The sequence below is a fragment of the Brevundimonas bacteroides DSM 4726 genome, assembly GCF_000701445.1.
Classification (GTDB): Bacteria; Pseudomonadota; Alphaproteobacteria; order Caulobacterales; family Caulobacteraceae; genus Brevundimonas; species Brevundimonas bacteroides.
Genome location: NZ_JNIX01000008.1, coordinates 225,285 through 243,465, shown reverse-complemented (window position 1 = coordinate 243,465; position 18,181 = coordinate 225,285). Strand labels below are relative to the sequence as shown.

At 68.2% G+C, this 18,181-nt stretch carries 19 protein-coding genes and 1 tRNA gene; 10 read left to right on the top strand and 10 right to left on the bottom strand.

What is annotated here, in order from left to right; all coding sequences use genetic code 11:
- The first annotated feature begins 71 nt into the window (after positions 1 to 71).
- Both Q333_RS0106065 and Q333_RS0106060 read left to right on the top strand, forming a co-directional pair.
- The gene (locus Q333_RS0106065) at positions 72 to 701 is read left to right on the top strand and encodes a TetR/AcrR family transcriptional regulator (RefSeq protein WP_029415852.1); all 630 of its coding nucleotides are present in this window, start codon (positions 72 to 74) and stop codon (positions 699 to 701) included.
- A gap of 124 nt (positions 702 to 825) precedes the next feature.
- Complete coding sequence (locus Q333_RS0106060) at positions 826 to 2,868, top strand: TonB-dependent receptor (RefSeq protein WP_029415851.1); 2,043 nt, start codon at positions 826 to 828, stop codon at positions 2,866 to 2,868.
- A 129-nt stretch (positions 2,869 to 2,997) separates the two neighbouring features.
- Here the strand turns inward: Q333_RS0106060 and Q333_RS0106055 are convergent.
- A tRNA-Ser gene (locus Q333_RS0106055) sits at positions 2,998 to 3,087 on the bottom strand.
- A 149-nt stretch (positions 3,088 to 3,236) separates the two neighbouring features.
- On the opposite strand from Q333_RS0106055, the gene msrA reads away from it, so the two are divergent.
- Both msrA and Q333_RS0106045 read left to right on the top strand, forming a co-directional pair.
- Positions 3,237 to 3,884: a peptide-methionine (S)-S-oxide reductase MsrA gene (gene msrA, locus Q333_RS0106050; RefSeq protein WP_029415850.1), complete on the top strand. Its 648-nt coding sequence runs from the start codon at positions 3,237 to 3,239 to the stop codon at positions 3,882 to 3,884.
- A gap of 17 nt (positions 3,885 to 3,901) precedes the next feature.
- Complete coding sequence (locus Q333_RS0106045; RefSeq protein ID WP_245591491.1) at positions 3,902 to 4,231, top strand: MmcQ/YjbR family DNA-binding protein; 330 nt, start codon at positions 3,902 to 3,904, stop codon at positions 4,229 to 4,231.
- On the opposite strand, the gene Q333_RS0106040 is transcribed toward Q333_RS0106045, so the two are convergent.
- The 7 genes from Q333_RS0106040 to flgF form a co-directional block, all read right to left on the bottom strand.
- Positions 4,228 to 4,725, bottom strand: coding sequence for a hypothetical protein (locus Q333_RS0106040; RefSeq protein WP_029415848.1), 498 nt, complete (start codon positions 4,723 to 4,725; stop codon positions 4,228 to 4,230). The genes Q333_RS0106045 and Q333_RS0106040 overlap by 4 nt on opposite strands.
- Before the next feature lie 16 nt (positions 4,726 to 4,741).
- Entirely contained in the window at positions 4,742 to 5,155 is a 414-nt protein-coding gene (locus tag Q333_RS0106035) for a hypothetical protein (RefSeq protein WP_029415847.1), read from the bottom strand.
- A gap of 24 nt (positions 5,156 to 5,179) precedes the next feature.
- Positions 5,180 to 5,650, bottom strand: a complete 471-nt coding sequence (locus tag Q333_RS0106030; protein WP_029415846.1) for a hypothetical protein — start codon at positions 5,648 to 5,650, stop codon at positions 5,180 to 5,182.
- A 154-nt stretch (positions 5,651 to 5,804) separates the two neighbouring features.
- Positions 5,805 to 6,533 (bottom strand): flagellar basal body L-ring protein FlgH, encoded by a 729-nt coding sequence (flgH, locus tag Q333_RS0106025; protein WP_029415845.1) that lies wholly within the window; start codon positions 6,531 to 6,533, stop codon positions 5,805 to 5,807.
- A 12-nt stretch (positions 6,534 to 6,545) separates the two neighbouring features.
- Positions 6,546 to 7,325 carry a flagellar basal body P-ring formation chaperone FlgA gene (gene flgA, locus Q333_RS0106020; protein WP_029415844.1) on the bottom strand — a complete coding sequence of 260 codons (780 nt, stop codon included), beginning with the start codon at positions 7,323 to 7,325 and terminating at the stop codon, positions 6,546 to 6,548.
- 3 nt (positions 7,326 to 7,328) lie between these two features.
- Positions 7,329 to 8,117: a flagellar basal-body rod protein FlgG gene (gene flgG, locus Q333_RS0106015; RefSeq protein WP_029415843.1), complete on the bottom strand. Its 789-nt coding sequence runs from the start codon at positions 8,115 to 8,117 to the stop codon at positions 7,329 to 7,331.
- Between the two features lie 11 nt (positions 8,118 to 8,128).
- Positions 8,129 to 8,866 carry a flagellar basal-body rod protein FlgF gene (gene flgF / locus Q333_RS0106010; RefSeq protein WP_029415842.1) on the bottom strand — a complete coding sequence of 246 codons (738 nt, stop codon included), beginning with the start codon at positions 8,864 to 8,866 and terminating at the stop codon, positions 8,129 to 8,131.
- A 183-nt stretch (positions 8,867 to 9,049) separates the two neighbouring features.
- Here flgF and Q333_RS0106005 point away from each other — a divergent pair, with 183 nt between their 5' ends.
- From Q333_RS0106005 to Q333_RS0105990, 4 genes are read left to right on the top strand one after another with little or no spacing between them, the layout of a single operon-like run.
- Positions 9,050 to 9,718 carry a flagellar basal body-associated FliL family protein gene (locus Q333_RS0106005; protein WP_029415841.1) on the top strand — a complete coding sequence of 223 codons (669 nt, stop codon included), beginning with the start codon at positions 9,050 to 9,052 and terminating at the stop codon, positions 9,716 to 9,718.
- Positions 9,719 to 9,721: 3 nt separating this feature from the next.
- On the top strand, positions 9,722 to 10,780 hold the full coding sequence (fliM, locus tag Q333_RS0106000; RefSeq protein ID WP_029415840.1) for a flagellar motor switch protein FliM: 1,059 nt from the start codon (positions 9,722 to 9,724) through the stop codon (positions 10,778 to 10,780).
- A 1-nt stretch (position 10,781) separates the two neighbouring features.
- A complete protein-coding gene (locus Q333_RS0105995; RefSeq protein WP_029415839.1) occupies positions 10,782 to 11,426 on the top strand; it encodes a DUF6468 domain-containing protein in 645 nt (214 codons plus the stop codon).
- 17 nt (positions 11,427 to 11,443) lie between these two features.
- The gene (locus Q333_RS0105990; protein ID WP_029415838.1) at positions 11,444 to 12,406 is read left to right on the top strand and encodes a MotE family protein; all 963 of its coding nucleotides are present in this window, start codon (positions 11,444 to 11,446) and stop codon (positions 12,404 to 12,406) included.
- Between the two features lie 77 nt (positions 12,407 to 12,483).
- Here Q333_RS0105990 and Q333_RS0105985 read toward each other — a convergent pair whose 3' ends face one another.
- On the bottom strand, positions 12,484 to 13,260 hold the full coding sequence (locus Q333_RS0105985; protein WP_029415837.1) for a PhoH family protein: 777 nt from the start codon (positions 13,258 to 13,260) through the stop codon (positions 12,484 to 12,486).
- Between the two features lie 303 nt (positions 13,261 to 13,563).
- Here Q333_RS0105985 and Q333_RS0105980 point away from each other — a divergent pair, with 303 nt between their 5' ends.
- Together Q333_RS0105980 and Q333_RS0105975 are read left to right on the top strand one after the other, a co-directional pair.
- Positions 13,564 to 14,094, top strand: coding sequence for a gamma carbonic anhydrase family protein (locus Q333_RS0105980; protein ID WP_029415836.1), 531 nt, complete (start codon positions 13,564 to 13,566; stop codon positions 14,092 to 14,094).
- A 110-nt stretch (positions 14,095 to 14,204) separates the two neighbouring features.
- Positions 14,205 to 17,048 (top strand): M16 family metallopeptidase, encoded by a 2,844-nt coding sequence (locus Q333_RS0105975; protein ID WP_029415835.1) that lies wholly within the window; start codon positions 14,205 to 14,207, stop codon positions 17,046 to 17,048.
- Between the two features lie 29 nt (positions 17,049 to 17,077).
- Here Q333_RS0105975 and ispH read toward each other — a convergent pair whose 3' ends face one another.
- Positions 17,078 to 18,052, bottom strand: a complete 975-nt coding sequence (ispH, locus tag Q333_RS0105970; protein WP_029415834.1) for a 4-hydroxy-3-methylbut-2-enyl diphosphate reductase — start codon at positions 18,050 to 18,052, stop codon at positions 17,078 to 17,080.
- Positions 18,053 to 18,181: the final 129 nt, after the last annotated feature.

Below are 18,181 nucleotides of genomic sequence, written 5' to 3'. Positions count from 1 at the left end.
CGCGTGGGGGTAAGCTGGGGTACTGTTCGAATAACAATACTGATCGGTTCAGTATGTCAAGTGACGGTGCGATGACGCTCGCCGAACCCATCCTGAAGCGCGGCCGGCCGCGCGACACGGCCAAGGATGAGGCCATCCTGCTGGCGGCGGGCGACCTGTTCATGGAGCATGGCTATGAGGCGGTCAGCCTGGATGCCGTGGCCCAGCGGGCAGGGGTGTCCAAGGCGACGATCTACGCGCGCTACGCCGACAAGGACGCCCTGTTCGCCGCTGTGCTGAGGCAGGAGTGCGAGCGGGCCGTGTCGCTCGACAGTTTCTCGCCGGACCCCAATCAGTCCGTGCGCGACACGCTGATCGTCCTGGCCACGCGTTTCCTCGATCTGGTGACCGGCGAAAAGGCGATGCAGATGAACCGCGTCCTGGTCGCCGAGACGGCGCGTGCGCCGCGCATGGCCGAGCTGTTCTACGAGACGGCGGTGCTGACGCTGAAGAACCGCTTCGCCGCGTGGTTGAGAGCCGAGACAGTCCGAGGTCGATTGAATGTGCGAGACCCCGACGGGGCCGCCTGGCGCTACCTGGGCGGGGTGAAGGGCGAGGCGCATTTGCGCGCCTCCTTCGGGCTGCCGCCAATCGAACCGGAACGGCTGAAGACGCACATCGAGGACGCCGCCGACGAGTTCATCCGCGCCCACGCGCCCTGAGGGGGCCAGCACGCGCGCATCGAGTTCGAAACGCCTTACCGAGATTTCACGCAGGCGGACTTGACGACGAGGCCGTTCATCAGGTCATACGTTATTTCATAACATACCTGCTGGATGGTCCCGTATGTCGTTTCCGCGCGCTCTCTCCACCCGTTCCCTGATGATGGCCTCGGCGGCCGCCCTGCTGCTGGCGACGCCGGCCGCCGCCCAGTCAGTTCAGGATCCGGCGACGGAGCTGGACGACATCATCGTCACCGGCGCGCCGTTCGGCATCAGCCAGAGCGCCTCGGTCATCGCCACGACGGTGATCGATGAGGAGGCCTTGGCCACGGCCCCGGCAGCCACTCTGGGCGACCTGCTGGCGGGCACGCCCGGCCTGCGGTCGAGTTCCTTCGCCCCCGGCGCGACTCGTCCGGTGATCCGCGGCCTGACCGGGCCGCGCGTTCAGGTCCTGACCAATGGGATCGGCCTGATCGACGCCTCCTCGGTGTCGCCCGATCACCAGGTCGCGGCCGATCCGGCCGAAGCCACCCGCATCGAGATCGTGCGTGGCCCCTCGACGCTGGTCTATGGCGGTTCGGCCATCGGCGGCGTGGTCAACGTTCTGGACGGCCGGATTCCCGACGCCCTGCCCGAGGGCGGCGTCGACGGCCTGGTGGTCGCCCAGGGCTCGAGCGTGGACGAAGGGTCGTCCTTCGGCGGGCGGGCCGACATCGCGCTGGGCAACTTCGTCCTGCACCTCGACGCGGTGACCAAGGAGGCCGACGACTACGACATCCCGTCCTCGCCGATCTCCCGCAACCTGGCAGAAGCCGAGGGGATCACCCGCGAGAATACGGGCGTGGTGCCGGGCAGCTTCTCCGAACTGGACGCGTGGGGCGTCGGCGGCTCGTTCATCGGCGACCGGGGCTTCGCGGGCGTCTCCTACAAGGAGACCGACAGCGCCTATGGCGTCGTGGCCGAGGAAGGCGTGTTCATCGAGCTGGAGCAGCAGCGCTTCGACGCGCGGGGCGAACTGCGCTTCGACACCGGTCCGTTCCGGGCGCTGCGCGGCGCCTTTGGCCAGGCCGACTACACCCACACCGAGTTCGAGGACGTCGGCGAGCCCGGCACGGTGTTTGAATCCGACGGCTGGGAAGCCCGCGCCGACCTGATCCAGCGGGATCAGAACGGCTGGAACGGTGCTATCGGCGTCCAGGCTCTTTCGCGCGACCTCTCGGCCATCGGTGACGAGGCCTACATCCCCGGCAGCACGACGGACGAGGCCGGCGTCTATGCGGTCCAGCGCTGGGATCGCGACGGCTACGGCTTCGAGGGCGGTCTGCGCTACGACCGCCGCACCGTCTCGGCCACCCCGATCGGCGGGACGACGGAACTGGAGCGGGAGTACGACAACTGGTCGGCTTCGGCCGCCGTCTTCCTGCGCCCGTCCGAGAACCTGTTCCTGGGCCTGAGCCTGGCGAGGAATGAGCGCGCGCCGTCCGAGACCGAGCTGTTCGCTGACGGCGTGCATATCGCCACCGGCGTCTATGAGGTCGGCGACGTCGATCTGGACAGCGAGTCGGTCACCACGCTGGAAGGCACGCTGCACTATGACGGCGGCCGACTGCGCGGCGATCTACATGTCTATGCCTCGCGCTACGACGGCTTCATCGACCTGCGCGACACCGGTCTGACCTTCGAGGAAACGCACGACGGAGAGGTCGAGGAGTTCCCGGTCTTCGCCTACCTGCAGACCGACGCCGACTTCCGCGGCTTCGAGGCGGAGATCGCCTATGACGTCTGGTCCGAGGGCGACCGAGCCGTGACGCTTGAAGGCGCGATCGACTATGTCGACGCAGACACGGACCTCGGCCCTGCCTCGCGCATCCCGCCGCTGTCCGTCACCGGCCGCGTCAACTACGGCTCGGGTCCGCTGGACCTGGGTCTGGAGGTCCGCCATGTCGCCGAGCAGGACGAGGTGGCCGCGTTCGAGCTGCCGAGCGACAGCTACACCATGATCAACCTGTCCGGCGCCTGGCGGCCGTTCACCGATCAGGGGGTGACCGTGTTCGCCGAGGCTCGGAACATCACCGACACCGAGGCGCGTGAGCACGTCAGCTTCCTGAAGGACATCGCGCCCTTGCCCGGGGCCAATCTGAGAGTTGGCGTCGCCTACCGGTTCTGAATTAGCGAGGGTCCAGATCAGACGGGTCGCCCTGTTCCGCGCACTCGCTGCCGGACGGGGGCCGTCTCCCCTGTCTGATCTCTGCTCGCGCTCGGCGATGCGATTGGACTGAGCGATGCCGGGCGACGGTGGCGGACAGAGAGGGATTCGAACCCTCGGTAGGCTTTCACCTACACACGCTTTCCAAGCGTGCGCGATCGACCACTCCGCCACCTGTCCGTTTCACCGCGCGGGCGAGACCCCGGACGGTCGATCCGGGGAGGGCAGGCTGATAGAACAGGCGGGCGGTAACGGCAAGCGCCGCGCTGGCGAAGATGAGCCGCACCGCCCATATGGCGGCCATGTCCCTTCTCTCCCGGATCGCTTCCATGCTGAGCCAGAAAACCATCCTGCCCACCGCCGAAACCGCCCTGCCGGGTCGCGCGACGCCGCTGCACACCGACGAGGTCCACTTCGTGAGCGGCCGCCCGCTGAAGGGGCCGCATCCGGAAGGATTCCAGACCGCGATTTTCGGCATGGGCTGTTTCTGGGGCGTGGAGCGGATCTTCTGGCAGCTGCCCGGCGTGTGGGTGACCTCGGTCGGTTATTCCGGCGGCATCACGCCCAATCCGACCTATGAGGAGACCTGCACCGGCCTGACGGGGCACACAGAGGTCGTGCAGGTGGTCTTCAATCCGAAGGAGATCACCTACGCCGAGCTGCTGAAGGCCTTCTGGGAGAACCACGACCCCACCCAGGGCATGCGCCAGGGCAATGACGTGGGCAGCACCTACCGCTCGGCCATCTACTATCTGACGGACGAACAGCGCCGGGAGGCCGAGGCCTCGCGCGGCGCCTATCAGGCGGCGCTGAGCAAGGCCGGGCGGGGCCAGATCACGACCGAGATCGCGCCTGCTGGCCCATACTATTTCGCCGAGGACTATCATCAGGGCTATCTGGCCAAGAACCCGAATGGCTACTGCGGCATCGGCGGCACCGGCGTGACCTGCCCGATCGGCGTCGGCGTGGACGCCTAAAGGTGGATCGGGCGGGGGTGGGCAAGGTCTGCCTGGCCCTGCCGGGCGCGACGCTGGATCATCCGTTCGGCGACCATCACGACGCCTACCGCATCGGCGGCAAGATGTTCGCCATGGTCGGAGAGATGGGCGGGATCTCGTTCAAGGTCTCCGACATCGCCTATGAGGTTCTGACCGAGAGCGGTCGCGCGCGGCCCGCGCCGTATCTCGCGCGCGCGAAGTGGGTGAACCTTGAACGGATCGACGACTGGCCGGACGACGACCTGGCCGAGCATCTGGCCATCGCCCACGGCATCATCGCCGCGAAGTTGACGAAGAAGGCGCGGGCCGCGCTGGGTCTGGCCTAGTCGCAGAAAGCGAAGAACCGCTCGACGTTGGTCTCTGAGCCCGGCTGCGGGACGTAGGCGGCGCGTTCGCCATCTACCCACTGGGCGATCCAGCCCAGGCGGCGGAACCGCTGCAGCACCGGCGTGTCGAGATCAGCGGTGGCGGTCAGCAGGTCGCCGTCGTGAAGCTGGGACGGCTCGCCTTCGGCCTGGAATCGTTCGGTGTCGCCGCCGGATTCCAGATGGATTTCCGACGATCCTGTCTTCCCGAGCGCGACCAGATCGACCTTGCCGGATCCCGCCTCGCAATCGAGGCCCAGCTTCAGATCATCAGAGGCCTCGACGCCGTAGGCCAGACGCGCCGCCCCCTGATCTTCGCTGAAGAACCAGTCATAGCCTGGCGTGGGAGCAGGCGCGGAGGCGGAGATCGGCGCAGGGGCCACCGCGGGCTCGACGCTGGCGCAAGCGGCTGTCAGCCCCGCGAGAGCCACGACCGGGATCCAGACCCTGCCCATCCCTGCATTCCCCAAATCAGCCGCCGCAAAGCTCGGCGAAGCGGCGCAGCTTGACAAGGTGGGCGGCGTCGACCTCGACCACCTGCGACCTGTTGGCAACGGTGACCGCCAGTTGCCCGGTCAGCACGAACTGACCGAAGACAGGGTGGTCGGCGCGCATGGCCAGGCTGCGATGATCGGCGACGCCGACGCTCTCGGTCTGTGCGGTCGTGCCGCCGCTGGCCAGGGTCGCGATACCGCCTGCCGCGCCGCCGCCGTACAGGTCAAGGCGCGCGACGCCGGCTCCGGGCTCGCACTCCAGAACGGCTCGGAGTTGCGGTGTGTCAGGGATTTCATGCGCCAGCACCAGCGGGCCTTCGCCCTCGTAGAGGGTCCAGGTCCAGCCGGGCTGCAGCGCCAGCAGAGCGAACGCCGTCGCCAGGATGCTCATGCATGTCGCCCGCAGCCGCGCGCCTCAGGCGCGTTCCGCTCCGCAATAGGCCAGAAAATCGCGCACGAGGCGACGTTCTTCTGGATCGGCCGCCAGGGTGAAGCGCCCGGCGTCGCCCTCGACCGTCAGGCGGCCGCGCTCGGCGAGCCCGGTCAGGCTGGGATCGTTGACCGCGATGCGGGTCTCCTCTGCAAGGCCGCCCGACAGAGGATCGAGGGGCTGAGCGCCATAGCTGGCCTGCACGACCTGAGCCGTCTCCAGCCGTACGTCGCCATAGACGGACGCCGTCCGGTCGCCGGGCTGGCAGGCGACCATGATGGCGAGCTGGTCGGAGTTGGGCACGCCATAGGCCAGTTTGGCGAACTCGCCGTCGTGATGGAGCGTCCAGCTCATGACCGGCTGGGTCATCCGGGGTTCGGACGCGGCGCCTTGCGACTGAGCCGCGAAGGCGATCAGTCCGAGAGCGGCGGCGGCGGGGACGAGAACCTTGAACATGCCAGAACCTTCGATCTGGTCGTCAAACGTCGCTCCGCGTTAACGGTTCACGGCGAAGCTTCCCGCGCTCAAGTAGCGAGGCTCCGCGAACCGAGCGGTAGGGCCCAAACCCGCGCTCAAGCAGCGAGACGCCGCGCGTCGAGCGGTAGCGCCACTAAAACGGACTGAACCGCTCCACCAGGCTCTGGGCCGCCGGCGTCGCCTGGACGCGGCTGATGTCGCCCCGGCCGCCATAGCTGATGCGGGCTTCGGCGATCTGGGTATGGGCGATGGTGTTGGCGGAGGAGATATCCTCGGGCCGCACGATGCCGGCGACGGTCAGCTCGCGCACCTCGCGGTTGGTGCGCACTTCCTGCCGACCCTGGATCACCAGATTGCCGTTTGACAGGATGTCGGTGACGACCGCCGCGATGGTCAGGTCGACGCGCTCGGACCTGCTGACCGAGCCCGTACCGTTGGCGTTGGACGAGCCCTCGACGCCGACCAGGTTCTGCGGATCGAAACCGCCGGGGAAGGCGCGGCCCAGGCTGTTCTCCAGACCGAAGAAGTTGGTCACCCCGCCGGTGATGTCGTTGGAGCGGCTGCGCGTCGTGGTGTTGTTCGTCTGCGCCCGGTCGTCGATGCGGATCGAGACGGTCAGGATATCTCCGACATTGCGCGCGCGCTGATCGCCGAAGAAGGCGCGGGCCCCCGTCCGCCACAGGGAGTTGGCGCTGGCCGAGCGCGGCTGGGGCGGCTCCTGATAGGCTTGGCTCACCGGCACCAGCTGGGCGGGATAGCCGATGGGGGCCAGCTCCGGGCCACGCACTGTTTCGATGGCGGTGGAGCAGGCGCCGAGCGTCAGGCCGGTCAGGGCGAGGGCGGCGAGGATGGGGTTACGCATGACTGGGGTTCCTCAGCGAAGGGCGTATTGGGCGGCGTTGGCGCGGGCCAACTGAGCCTGTGGTCCGGCGACGGCCTGGCCGGGTCCGGTGGCAACGGCCTCGATGGTGCGACCCGAGGTCAGGTTGGTGATGGTGACAGGCTCGCCCACGGCGGCGTTGCGTGTGGCCCGGCCCGTGACGGTCAGGGTCACGCCGCCGGCCACGAAGGCGACCTCGACGGTATCGTTTCTGGCGATGACCTGGGGCGCGGCGAGGTCGCGCGCGCCGACCACGGCCCCGGCGCGAAGGGCGCGGCGGGCGGACAGGCCGATCACCTGCTCGGCGTCGCTGGGTCCGCCGGAAGCGGCCAGATGGGCCTGGACGTCGGTCCAGACCACGTCCTCGGGCTGGATCACATCACCAGCGGAGAGATTGCGGGCATAGGTCAGGACCGACACCGCAGCCCCCGCCGTGGCGGCGGGACGGGTGGCGGTGGCGGTCGTCGTGGTCGGGACCCGCGCGCCGGGAGCCAGCGCTGCGTTTCTGACCACCACCCGGCGCAGGTTCATCGGGTTGGCCCATTGCAGGCCCGAGCGGGCTGCCAAGGCCTGAAGCTGGCCCGCCTCGAACACCACGGACGGCCCGGCGCGGATGGCCACGACGACGCCGGAAGCCGCGCCCGCGCCCTCGAAGATGTCGCCCAGCGTCACCCGGCCGTCGTCGTCGACGGGGTTGGCGCGCAGGGTCACGGGGCCGGCCAGGGCGGGGCCGGCGATCAGTGCGAGAGCGGCGACGAGGGTCAGGGCTTTCATGGCCTAGCTCTTCACCTGGGCGGAGACGCTCATCATCTCGTCGGCTGTGGTGATGACCTTGGAGTTCATCTCATAGGCGCGCTGGGCGATGATCAGGGCGCTGATTTCGCTGACGGCGTCGACGTTTGAGGCCTCGGTGTAGCCCTGCAGCATCTGGCCGAACCCGTTCTCGCCGGGCGTGCCAACCGTGGCCGGACCGGACGCGGCAGTCTCCAGCAGCAGGTTGTCGCCTATGGCCTCAAGCCCCGCCTCGTTGAAGAACACCGCCAGCTCCAGCTGGCCGACAACCTGGGCCTCGGGTGACCCTTGAGACACCACCTGCACCTGGCCGGTCTTGGAGATCGAGACGTCGATGGCGTCCTGCGGGATGGTGATGGCCGGTTCGACGGCATAGCCGTCCTCGGTCACCAGTTGTCCTTCGCCGTTCAGCGAGAAGTTGCCCGCGCGGGTGTAGCCGATCTCGCCCGAAGGCAGGGTGATCTGGAAGTAGCCGCGCCCGTCGACGGCGAGGTCGTAACGGTTGTCCGTCCGCTGGGGCGTGCCCTGCTCGGTGATGCGGTAGACGCTGCCGGCCTTGACGCCGAGACCGACCTGGATGCCCGTCGGCACGACCGTCCCCTGGCTGGAGGATTGGGCCCCCATGCGCTCGACGTTCTGGTACATCAGGTCCTGGAACTCGGCGCGCTGACGCTTGTAGCCGACCGTGTTCATGTTCGCGATGTTGTTGGAGATGACCTCCACGTTCAGCTGCTGGGCGGCCATGCCCGAGGCTGCGGTTCTTAGAGCACGCATCTAGGGTCTCCTTAGCTCGACCGCCCCAGCCGCTCGACCGAGCGGCGGGACAGTTCCTGGACGTTTTCGACCATCTTGGTCGCGCGTTCGTAGGCGCGGCTGATCTCGATCAGATTGGTGATCTCGATCAGGGGGTTGACGTTGGATCCCTCCAGCAGCCCCTGGCGGACCTGCGCTCCGGCGGCTTCGATCGGGGCGGCGTTGGAGGCGTTGCGATAGAGGCCGTCGCCGTCCTTGGACAGAACGCCGAGGTCCTCGAAACGGGCTAGGCCAAGGGTGCCGATAACGATGCCTGCCTGGCTGATCGTGCCGTCGTCGCTGACGGTGATCGCGCCCTGCGCGGGGTCGATCGTGATCGGCCCGCCGTCGCCCAGCACCGGACGCCCGGCCTTGGTCACCAGCACGCCTTCGGGGCTGAGGGTGAAGGCTCCGTCGCGAGTATAGGCCTCGCCACCCGCGTCCTCGATGCGGAAGAAGACGCCTTCGCCCTCGATGGCGAAATCCAGCGCCCGGCCCGTCTGTTCCAGCGAGCCCTGCGAGAAGTCACGGCCCACGCCGTTGTCCAACACGAAGCTGGCGCCGGGCCGGATGGCGTCGTTCCTGGCGCGGTTGCCGACCTCGGCCCCCAGCAGCAGCTGCTCGACCTTGAAGCCGGTGGTGTCGGCGTTGGCGATGTTGTTGGCGGCGATATCGAGCTCGCGCCTCAGCGTCATCTGACGCGACAATCCGATGTAGGCGGCGTTTTCCACGAGGGGCAGGCTCCTTCGGCTCCACCCTCGCAACGGTCGTGCCAACAGGGTTAATGCCCGCCGGGCCTGGATTTCGACCGGATTCCGGGCGCCGGCGCCCGGCAAAACCTGCCGGTTCTACACCTCGCGTTAACCAAGTCGGGCGACCTTGAGCCTTGGGATATTCCGGGGCGCGAGAACCGCATGCTCAAGCTGGGCAAGAAGAAGGACAAGCCGCCGAAAGACGGGGCGACGGACCTCGCCGTCGCTCACGGCGCCGAGGTCGAGGGCGAGGAGGCGCCCAAGAAGAAGAAAATCCCGCTGCTGTTTATCATCGCGCCCGTCGCCCTGCTCGTGCTCGGCGGAGGTGGCGCCGGGGCCTACTTCTTCCTATTCGCGCCCAAGCCCGCCGCCGCCGAGGAAGGCCACGGCGAAGAGAAGGGCGGCGATCACGGAGCCGAGAAGAAGGGCGGCGACCACGGCGAGAAGAAGGGCGGCGGGGACCACGGAGGCGGCGGCGACGCAGAGGCCGATCCGTCGCTGGGCACCATCGCCGAGGGCCCCGACGGGGTGACCTTCTACACCCTGCCGGACATGGTGGTGAACATTCAGGCCCCCGATGGCCGACCGACATTTCTCAAGCTGACCCTGACGCTGGAGATGCATGACGCGGACCTGGCGCATCAGCTGCAGGGCGAGCTGCCGCGCATGCAGGACATGTTCCAGGGCTTCCTTCGCGAGCTTCGGCCCGAAGACCTGGCCGGCTCCGCCGGAAGTTATCAGCTGCGGGCGGAAATCCTGCGCCGGGTCAATCTGATCGCCGCTCCCGGCCAGGTCGACGCCGTGCTGATCGAAGAAATGCTGGTGCAGTAGCCGATGGCGGACGCTGCCTTCGCCGAAGATGAGACCAGTGCTTTCGGGGGCGAGGGCTTCGGATCGGCCGCGGCCAACGAACGGGTCCTGAACCAGGACGAGATCGACAGTCTGCTGGGCTTTGACCTGGGCGACGGCGACGACGCCGAACGCACCGGCATTCGCGCCATCATCAACTCCGCGCTTGTCAGCTATGAGCGCCTGCCGATGCTGGAGATCGTCTTCGACCGCCTCGTGCGGTTGATGACGACGTCGCTCAGGAACTTCACGTCCGACAACGTCGAGGTATCGCTCGACAACATCTCCTCGATCCGGTTTGGCGACTACCTGAACTCCATCCCGCTTCCGGCGATCCTGGCCGTTTTCCGGGCCGAGGAACTGGACAACTACGGGCTGCTGACGGTCGATTCCAACCTGATCTATTCCATCGTCGACGTGCTGCTCGGCGGTCGCCGGGGCACCGCCGCGCTGCGGATCGAGGGCCGACCCTACACCACCATCGAGCGGGTGCTGGTCCAGCGAATGGTCGAGGTCATCCTGGCTGATGCGCGATCAGCGTTCGAGCCCCTGACGCCGGTCCACTTCAATCTGGACCGGCTGGAGACCAATCCCCGCTTCGCGGCCATCGCCCGGCCCGCCAACGCGGCGATCCTGGTCAAGCTGCGCATCGACATGGAGGACCGGGGCGGCCGGGTCGAGTTGCTGCTGCCCTACGCCACGCTTGAGCCTATCCGGAAGATGCTGCTGCAGCAGTTCATGGGCGAGAAGTTCGGCCGCGACAACATCTGGGAAGGACACCTGGCCACCGAGCTCTGGACGACCGAGACCGAGGTCCGCGCCGTTTTGGACGAACAGTCTCTGCCGCTGTCGAAGGTGCTCGACTTGAAAGTCGGCGACACCCTCATGCTCAATGCGACCCCGGATTCCGAGATCACCCTGCGGCTCGGGCCGATCCCTGTGACCACGGGCCGGATGGGCCGCAAGGGCCAGCATATCGCCGTACGCGTGGAGGCGCCCATCAGCACGGAAGCCGCCACTCGGCTGACCAAGGGAGGGCGCTGACATGACCGGCATGATCATGGACGCGGTGCTGATGCTGTTGCTGGTCGCGGCGCTGGGTTACGGCGTGCGACTGGAGAAGAAGCTGAGCCAGCTTCGGGCTGGACAGTTGGCCTTCGCCGGTGCCGTGACAGAGCTGAACGCGGCCTGCACCCGCGCCGAGAACGCCCTGTCGTCGCTGCGGGCGTCTGGTGAAGAAGCTGATCTGCTGCACGACCGGATCATCAAGGCGCGAGCTCTGAAGACGGATCTCGAGGCACTGGTGGCGCGGGGTGCGCACCGTCCTCTCCCTCCCCTTCATGGGGAGGGACGGCTTGAGCGCAGCGAAAGCCGGGGTGGGGAAACTCCGGACAGCATCGGCACTCCGACCATCCCCACCCGGGCTCCGGCTTCGCCTTCGCCGTCCCTCCCCATAAAGGGGAGGGAGAACTCCGCTGGCACGGCCACCCCCAACCCAGACGATCGCGCCTTTCGCATGGCGGCGCTGGCCGAGCGCATCCAGGGCCTGAAGTCGCCGACGACGCCCGCCGCTGCGGGCGCTGGCAACGTCGATGCCATCCTGCACGCCCTGACCGCTAACCAGTCTGCGAAGCAAAGCCTCAACCGCGCCAAGGCTAGCCTGGCCGACGATGACCTGTTCGCCGCCTGAGTTTTTGAAAGCCGCCGATGTCTAAACTGCCACGCCTGCTTCCCCTGATCGCCGTCGCCATCGGCGGGGTCGTGGCCGTGCGCGCCGTCGGGGCAGGCCCTGACCTGTTCCAGGGCGCCGTCGCCTGGGCCGAGGAGGCCGCAGAGACCGCAGGCGAAGCGGTCGCGCCTGCCGCTGCTGCGCGTCCCGCCCCCGCCGTCTGCGCCCTGTCGCCTGAACAGCTGGCCCAGCAGGCGGGGATTTCGCCGGCCGAGCTACGCATCATCCAGTCCCTGTCGGCGCGCCGCACCGAGCTCGACGCCCGCGACGCCGACTTCGCCACGACCCTGCCCCTGATGGTCGCGGCCGAGCAGAAGCTGGACACCAAGATCGCGGCGCTGAACGCCATCAAGGCCGAGGTCCAGGCCCTGCTGGGCCAGGTCGACGAGCGCGAGGAGGCCGAGACCGCGCGCCTGGTCGCCGTCTATTCCGCCATGCGCCCGCGCGAGGCGGCCGCCGTCTTCGCCACGCTTGAGGACAGCGTGCGCCTGCCGATTGCGGCGGCCATGCGGCCCCGGTCGCTGTCGGCCATCATGGCCCAGATGCCCCCCGCCGCCGCCCGCGAGCTGACCGAGAAGCTGGCTCGCCGCTTCCAGGCCCAGCAGCTGGCCGCCCGCGCCGCCGCCGCTTCGGCCGATGAGCCCGCTGCGACGACTCCGGCCACCGCCGCTCCCACCGCTCAGGGTGCGACCACTCCGGCCGCGACCCAGACGGCGCAGGCCCCCACGACCCCGGCCGCCCAGCCGGCCGCCAACCGCGCTCCGGCCACCCGCACCCAGCCACAACGGACCAACCGCGCACCGGCGCGCCAACCGGCCCGCACCCCGGCCTCGAACACGACGGGGGCGACGCCGCCCGCCCCGACCGGGCCTCAGCCCCTCCAGCCTGCCGCGACCGGCTCGACCGCCAATCCCCAGGCCCCGCGTCAGTCGGTCCAGTAGCGGACTCGACGTTCCCCGAAAGCAAAGCGGCCGATCGAACGATCGGCCGCTTCTTGTTGCCCTTCAGGATAGTGCGGTCAGAGCACCCCAATCATGCTGGCCACCAGCGGGTGACGCACGATGTCCTGCTCCGCCAGGCGGACCACAGCGATCTCCGGAACCGCCTCCAGCTTGGACGCGATATCGGCCAGGCCAGACACGCCCGGCAGCAGGTCGGACTGGTGCGGGTCGCCGGTGACGACCATCGTCGAGTGCCAGCCGAGCCGCGTCAGCAGCATCTTCAGCTGCACATAGGTGCAGTTCTGGGCCTCATCGACCACCACGAAGGCGTTGTTCAGGGTGCGGCCGCGCATGTAGCCGATGGGGGCGATCTCGATCAGGCCCTCGGCCATCAGGGCGCCGACCCGCTTCATCGACAGCCGGTCCGACAGGGCGTCGTAGAGGGGGCGCAGATAGGGGGCGAGCTTGTCCTCCATGGCGCCGGGCAGGAAGCCGATCGACTCGCCGGCCTCGACCGCGGGGCGGGAGAGCACGATGCGGCCGACCTTGCCGGCCTCCAGCGCCTCCACCGCCTTGGCGACGGCGAGATAGGTCTTGCCGGTGCCGGCCGGTCCGAGCGCCAGCGTCAGGTTGTGGGTGTCGACGGCGTTCAGCAGGGCGGCCTGGCCTTCGGACTTGGGCTTCAGCGTCTTCAGATAGGCCTGATCCCGGTCGTCGTTGGACGGATGGGGCGACCACCCGCGGCCTTGCGAAACCGGCAAACGCCGGACCTTGGCGTCGTGAGCGCCATAATCGGGGCCGTCGAAGGCCCCTGCTTCACGAGCTTGACGCTTGAGGGCCGCGCGCTTGGTCATGTCCGTCTCCGAGGCATGAAAAAAGGCGACGCCGGAATGGCATCGCCTCGAACGAGGGTGGGGAGGTGGCGGAAGGCGACGGAACGACGTCCGGGGTCGCAGATGTATCCCACATCCGGCGGAGACAAGCGCCGTAGACCCGAACGCGGCACGCACGCTCTCCTGGGCTCTGACCGGACCGGGCTTGATCCGGCTTCGGATCCGAGGCGGAAATGGCCGCCTCGAATCGCATCAGCACCTTGATGCTAACGTGGTTTACGAAGGCTTAAAGCGCGAAAGCTTTCCAGTTCAGATGAGGGTTTGATGACAGTCTATTCGCTGGCGGACAAGAAACCGCAGCTTCCCGCCGACGGCGAATACTGGATCGCGCCAAACGCCGCGGTGATCGGCGACGTGACGCTGAAGTCGGGCGCCAGCATCTGGTTCGGGGCGGTCGTGCGCGGAGACAACGATCCCATCGTCATCGGCGAGAACACCAACATCCAGGACGGCAGCGTGCTGCATTCCGATCCAGGCGAACCCCTGATCATCGGGGCGAACGTGACGGTCGGGCACATGGCGATGCTGCATTCCTGCACGATCGGCGACGGGACTCTGATCGGCATCGGTGCGGTGGTGCTGGGCCGGGCCGTGATCGGGAAGAACTGCCTGATCGGGGCCAACGCCCTGATCACCGAAGGCAAGGTGATCCCGGACGGATCGCTGGTGATGGGCCAGCCGGGCAAGGTGGTGCGCACGCTTGAGCCCGGCCAGATCGCGGCGCTGGAAGCCTCGGCCGAGCACTATGTGCAGAACTGGAAGCGGTATGCGGCCGGTCTCCGCGTCGATTCCTGACGTAAAGTTCATTTTACACTTCATGACGCGCCGGTAAGGATCGGGGATGACCAAGCGGGGGGCCGTCTGGTCCTCCCTGTGTTCGTCTCGTCCCCATGACCGGAGCCACCATGCTGAAGACCCGCCGACTGCTGCTCGCCGCCGCCTCGGGCCTTGCCCTGATCACCAGCGCCATGCCCGCCCTGGCCCAGGAAGCCCCGTCCGATCCCTGGCCGCAGACGACGAGCGACATTCCCGCTGACTCGAATGTCCGCTTCGGCACCATGCCGAACGGCATGCGCTATGCGATCCTGAGGAACGCCACCCCGCCGGGTCAGGCGTCGCTTCGACTGCGCATCGACGCGGGCTCGTTGATGGAGGACGAGACCCAGCTGGGTCTGGCCCACTTCATGGAGCACATGGCCTTCAACGGGACGACCAACATCCCCGAGAACGAGCTGCTGCGCATCCTCGAGCGTCTGGGTCTGGCCTTCGGCGCGGACACCAACGCCGCGACGGGCTTCGACCAGACCTTCTACCAGCTGGAACTGCCGCGCACGAACGACGAGACGGTCGACACGGCGCTGCGGATCATGCGCGAGCAGGTGTCCGAGGCCCTCATGGCGCCGGACGCCATCGATGAGGAGCGCGGCGTCATCGTCGGCGAGGAGCGGACCCGCAACACGCCGCAGTTGCGCAGCGCCAAGGCCCAGCTGGCCCTGCTGGCCCCCGGCCAGCGGCTGGCCAACCGCTTCCCGATCGGCGACCTGGAGATCATCCGCACTGCGCCGCGCGACCGCTTCGTCGCCTTCTATGAGGCCTATTACCGTCCTAGCCGCGCGACCATGCTGGCGGTCGGCGACTTCGACGTCGATGTCATGGAAGGCAAGATCCGCGCGGCCTTCGAGAGCTGGGAGCCGAGCGCCCCGGACGGCCCGGAGCCCGATCTGGGCACCGTCGCCCCGCGCCAAGCCGAGACCCGCGTGCTGGTCGAGTCGGGCATTCAGTCCTCGGTTCAGATCAACTGGACCCGCGCGCCGGACCGTGATCCGGACACCGTCGGCGAGCGTCAGTCGCGGATCGTGAGGAACCTCGGTCTCGCCGTCCTGAACCGTCGTTTCGGCGAGCTGGCGCGAACCGACAATCCGCCGTTCATCGGCGCCAGCGGCTCGGCTTCGACGCTCGTTAACAGCCTGGATATCGGCACAGTCTCCGCCACCTTCAATCCGGGGGGAATTCAGCGCGCCATCGAGGCGATGGAGCAGGAGACGCGGCGGCTGGTCGAGTTCGGCGTGACCCAGGCCGAGCTTCAGCGCGAGATCACCGACAACCGCACCGCGCTCGAGAACGCCGTAGCCGCCGCCGCCACGCGGACCACGCCCGCGCTGGTCAACGGCCTGCTCCAAGCGACCAACGACAACCGGGTCTTCGCCCACCCGCAGACCAGCCTCGACATCTTTAACGCCACGGTTGCCAGTCTGACGCCTGAGGCGGTCAATGCTGCTGTCCGACAGGCTTTCCAGGGCGAGGGGCCGCTGGTTCTGGTGATCACGCCTGAGCCCATCGAGGGTGGCGAGGCGGCGGTGACTGCCATGCTGCAGGCATCCCAGGCTGTGCCTGTCACCGCGCGCGCCGAGGCAGCGGCGCTCGAGTGGCCCTATGCCAACTTCGGTGCGGCCGCCCAGCCTACCGAGGTGCGCGAGATCGCCGAGATCGGGGCGACGGTCGTGACCTTCCCGAACGGGACGAGGCTAACGGTCAAGCCGACCGACTTCCGCGACGAGCAGATCCTCGTCAGCGTCGAAACCGGCCTCGGTGAGCTGGGGCTGTCGAGCACGACACCCGATCCGCAGTCGCTGGCAGGCTTCACGTTCACGGCGGGGGGCCTAGGCCGCCTGACGCTGGACGAGCTGAACCGCGTGCTGTCCGGCCGTATCTATTCGGCGGGCTTCGCTCTGGATGGCGACGCCTATCGCCTGTCCGGCGCGACCCGTCCTGCGGACCTGGGCCTGCAGATGCAGGTTCTGGCGGCCTATCTGACCGATCCGGGCCTGCGCCCGGCGCCGTTCGAGCAGATCAAGGCCCTGTTCCCGCAGATCGTGGCCCAGCAGTCCGCGACCCCGGCCGGCGCCTTCGCCATCCAGTCCTCCGGCCTTCTGGCCTCGGGAGATGCGCGCCAGTCCTTCCCCAACCCGTCGGACATCGCCGGCTGGACGAACGACCAGCTGAAGGCCGGCGTCATTGCCGGTCTCGGCCAGGGCCCGATCGACATCACCATGGTGGGCGATGTGACGGTGGCGGACGCCATCGCCGCGGTCGGAGCGACCTTCGGGGCCTTGCCTGCGCGTCCGGCGGCTCCGGCACCCAGCGCGGACGCCCTTGTTCGGCGCTTCCCGGCCGGGACGACTGAGCCTGTGCGTCTGACCCATCTGGGACCGGCGGAGCAGGCCATGACCTACATCGCCTGGCCGACCACCGACGCCATCGGCGACCGGATCGAGTCGCGTCAGCTGGGTCTGTTGTCGGCGGTGCTGGATCTGCGCGTCACCGAGCGGATCCGCGAGGAGCTGGCCATCAGCTATTCGCCGGTCGTCGGGTCGTCGTCGTCGGATGTGTTCGAGGGCTACGGGTCCATCTTCGCCTCGGCCCAGGTGACTCCGGAGAATAGCGCGACCTTCTTCACCGAGCTGGATGCCATCGCCGCTTCGCTGCGAGACACGCCGATCACCGAGGACGAGCTGAACCGCGCCCGAGCCCCGGTGGTCGAGCGTCTGCGTCGGTCTCAGGCGGGTAATGAGTACTGGATCAGCCAGCTGTCCGACGTCGACACCGACCCGGCGGCCGTGGCCGAGATCACCGGCCACATCGCCGACCTGGAGGCCGCGACGCCCGCGACCCTCCAGGCGCTCGCCCAGCGGTATCTGGATCCGGCCAAGGCCTGGCGCGCGACCGTCGTGGCCGCCAGCGTCCAGTAGGAACCGACCCGGCCGCCTCGTGGGTCAGCTCACGAGGCGGTCAGGGCTCGCGGCAGTTTGAAGGTCACGGTCTCGGGCTCGCCCGGATCGTCGGCCACGGTGACATCGAAGCGGGTCCTGAGGGCCGCGATCACGCCCTGTACTAGCGGTTCGGGCGCAGACGCCCCCGCCGTTACGCCGACGGTCGACACGCCCTCGAACCAGGACCAGTCCAGCTGGCTGGCGTCGTCGAGGAGGCGCGCGTCCCTCGCGCCCGCCCGCAACGCCACCTCGACCAGCCGCACCGAGTTGGAGGAGTTCTTGGACCCGACCACCAGCACCAGGTCCGAACCGTCGGCCAGCTGCTTGACCGCCTCCTGGCGGTTCGTGGTGGCGTAGCAGATGTCTTCCTTGTGCGGGTCCGGCAGTTCCGGAAACCGCCGCTTTAGCGCAGCGACGATCTCGGCGGTGTCATCCAGCGAAAGGGTCGTCTGGGTGGCGTAGGCCAGCAGCTGGGCGCCCGGTCGCTGGAACGCCTCGGCATCCTCGACCGTCTCCACCAGGCTGATCGCCCCCTCGGGCAGCTGGCCGAGCGTCCCCACGACCTCCGGGTGGCCCGCGTGGCCGATCAGGACGATGTGGCGGCCGTTCGCATGGTGGCGCTCGGCCTCGACATGGACCTTGGACACCAGAGGGCAGGTGGCGTCGAGGAACAGAAGTTCGCGGGCCCGCGCGGTCGCCGGGACGGATTTGGGCACGCCGTGGGCCGAGAAAACCACCGGGCGGTCGTCCGGGCACTCGTCCAGTTCCTTGACGAAGACGGCGCCGAGACCCTTCAGCCGGTCCACGACGTGCTTGTTGTGGACGATCTCGTGGCGGACATAGACCGGCGCGCCGAACTTCTCGATGGCGCGCTCGACGATCTGGATCGCCCGGTCCACCCCGGCGCAGAAGCCGCGCGGCGTCGCCATCCGCACCGTCAGGGGGCGCAATGCCAGATCGGGGGAGGGGGCGAGGACGTCCATGCCCTGAACCTAGTCGCTTCGCCGCCACACCGCCACTGCGACGACACGGACCGCGGTTTGCGACGCCTCGCTTTAGCCGCTATCAGGCCGGAAGCCTGACGGCGATTTCGTCAGCGTCTCGATTTCCGG

Coding starts and splice junctions, on each gene's coding strand:
- fliM (WP_029415840.1), top strand. CDS start 9,722: ATGGCGGACGCTGCCTTCGCCGAAGATGAGACCAGTGCTTTCGGGGGC.
- ispH (WP_029415834.1), bottom strand. CDS start 18,052: ATGGACGTCCTCGCCCCCTCCCCCGATCTGGCATTGCGCCCCCTGACG.
- flgH (WP_029415845.1), bottom strand. CDS start 6,533: ATGCGTAACCCCATCCTCGCCGCCCTCGCCCTGACCGGCCTGACGCTC.
- Q333_RS0106035 (WP_029415847.1), bottom strand. CDS start 5,155: ATGAGCATCCTGGCGACGGCGTTCGCTCTGCTGGCGCTGCAGCCCGGC.
- Q333_RS0106030 (WP_029415846.1), bottom strand. CDS start 5,650: ATGTTCAAGGTTCTCGTCCCCGCCGCCGCCGCTCTCGGACTGATCGCC.
- Q333_RS0105975 (WP_029415835.1), top strand. CDS start 14,205: ATGCTGAAGACCCGCCGACTGCTGCTCGCCGCCGCCTCGGGCCTTGCC.
- flgG (WP_029415843.1), bottom strand. CDS start 8,117: ATGCGTGCTCTAAGAACCGCAGCCTCGGGCATGGCCGCCCAGCAGCTG.
- Q333_RS0106005 (WP_029415841.1), top strand. CDS start 9,050: ATGCTCAAGCTGGGCAAGAAGAAGGACAAGCCGCCGAAAGACGGGGCG.
- Q333_RS0105980 (WP_029415836.1), top strand. CDS start 13,564: ATGACAGTCTATTCGCTGGCGGACAAGAAACCGCAGCTTCCCGCCGAC.
- flgA (WP_029415844.1), bottom strand. CDS start 7,325: ATGAAAGCCCTGACCCTCGTCGCCGCTCTCGCACTGATCGCCGGCCCC.
- msrA (WP_029415850.1), top strand. CDS start 3,237: ATGCTGAGCCAGAAAACCATCCTGCCCACCGCCGAAACCGCCCTGCCG.
- Q333_RS0105985 (WP_029415837.1), bottom strand. CDS start 13,260: ATGACCAAGCGCGCGGCCCTCAAGCGTCAAGCTCGTGAAGCAGGGGCC.
- Q333_RS0106060 (WP_029415851.1), top strand. CDS start 826: ATGTCGTTTCCGCGCGCTCTCTCCACCCGTTCCCTGATGATGGCCTCG.
- Q333_RS0106065 (WP_029415852.1), top strand. CDS start 72: ATGACGCTCGCCGAACCCATCCTGAAGCGCGGCCGGCCGCGCGACACG.
- Q333_RS0105990 (WP_029415838.1), top strand. CDS start 11,444: ATGTCTAAACTGCCACGCCTGCTTCCCCTGATCGCCGTCGCCATCGGC.
- Q333_RS0105995 (WP_029415839.1), top strand. CDS start 10,782: ATGACCGGCATGATCATGGACGCGGTGCTGATGCTGTTGCTGGTCGCG.
- Q333_RS0106040 (WP_029415848.1), bottom strand. CDS start 4,725: ATGGGCAGGGTCTGGATCCCGGTCGTGGCTCTCGCGGGGCTGACAGCC.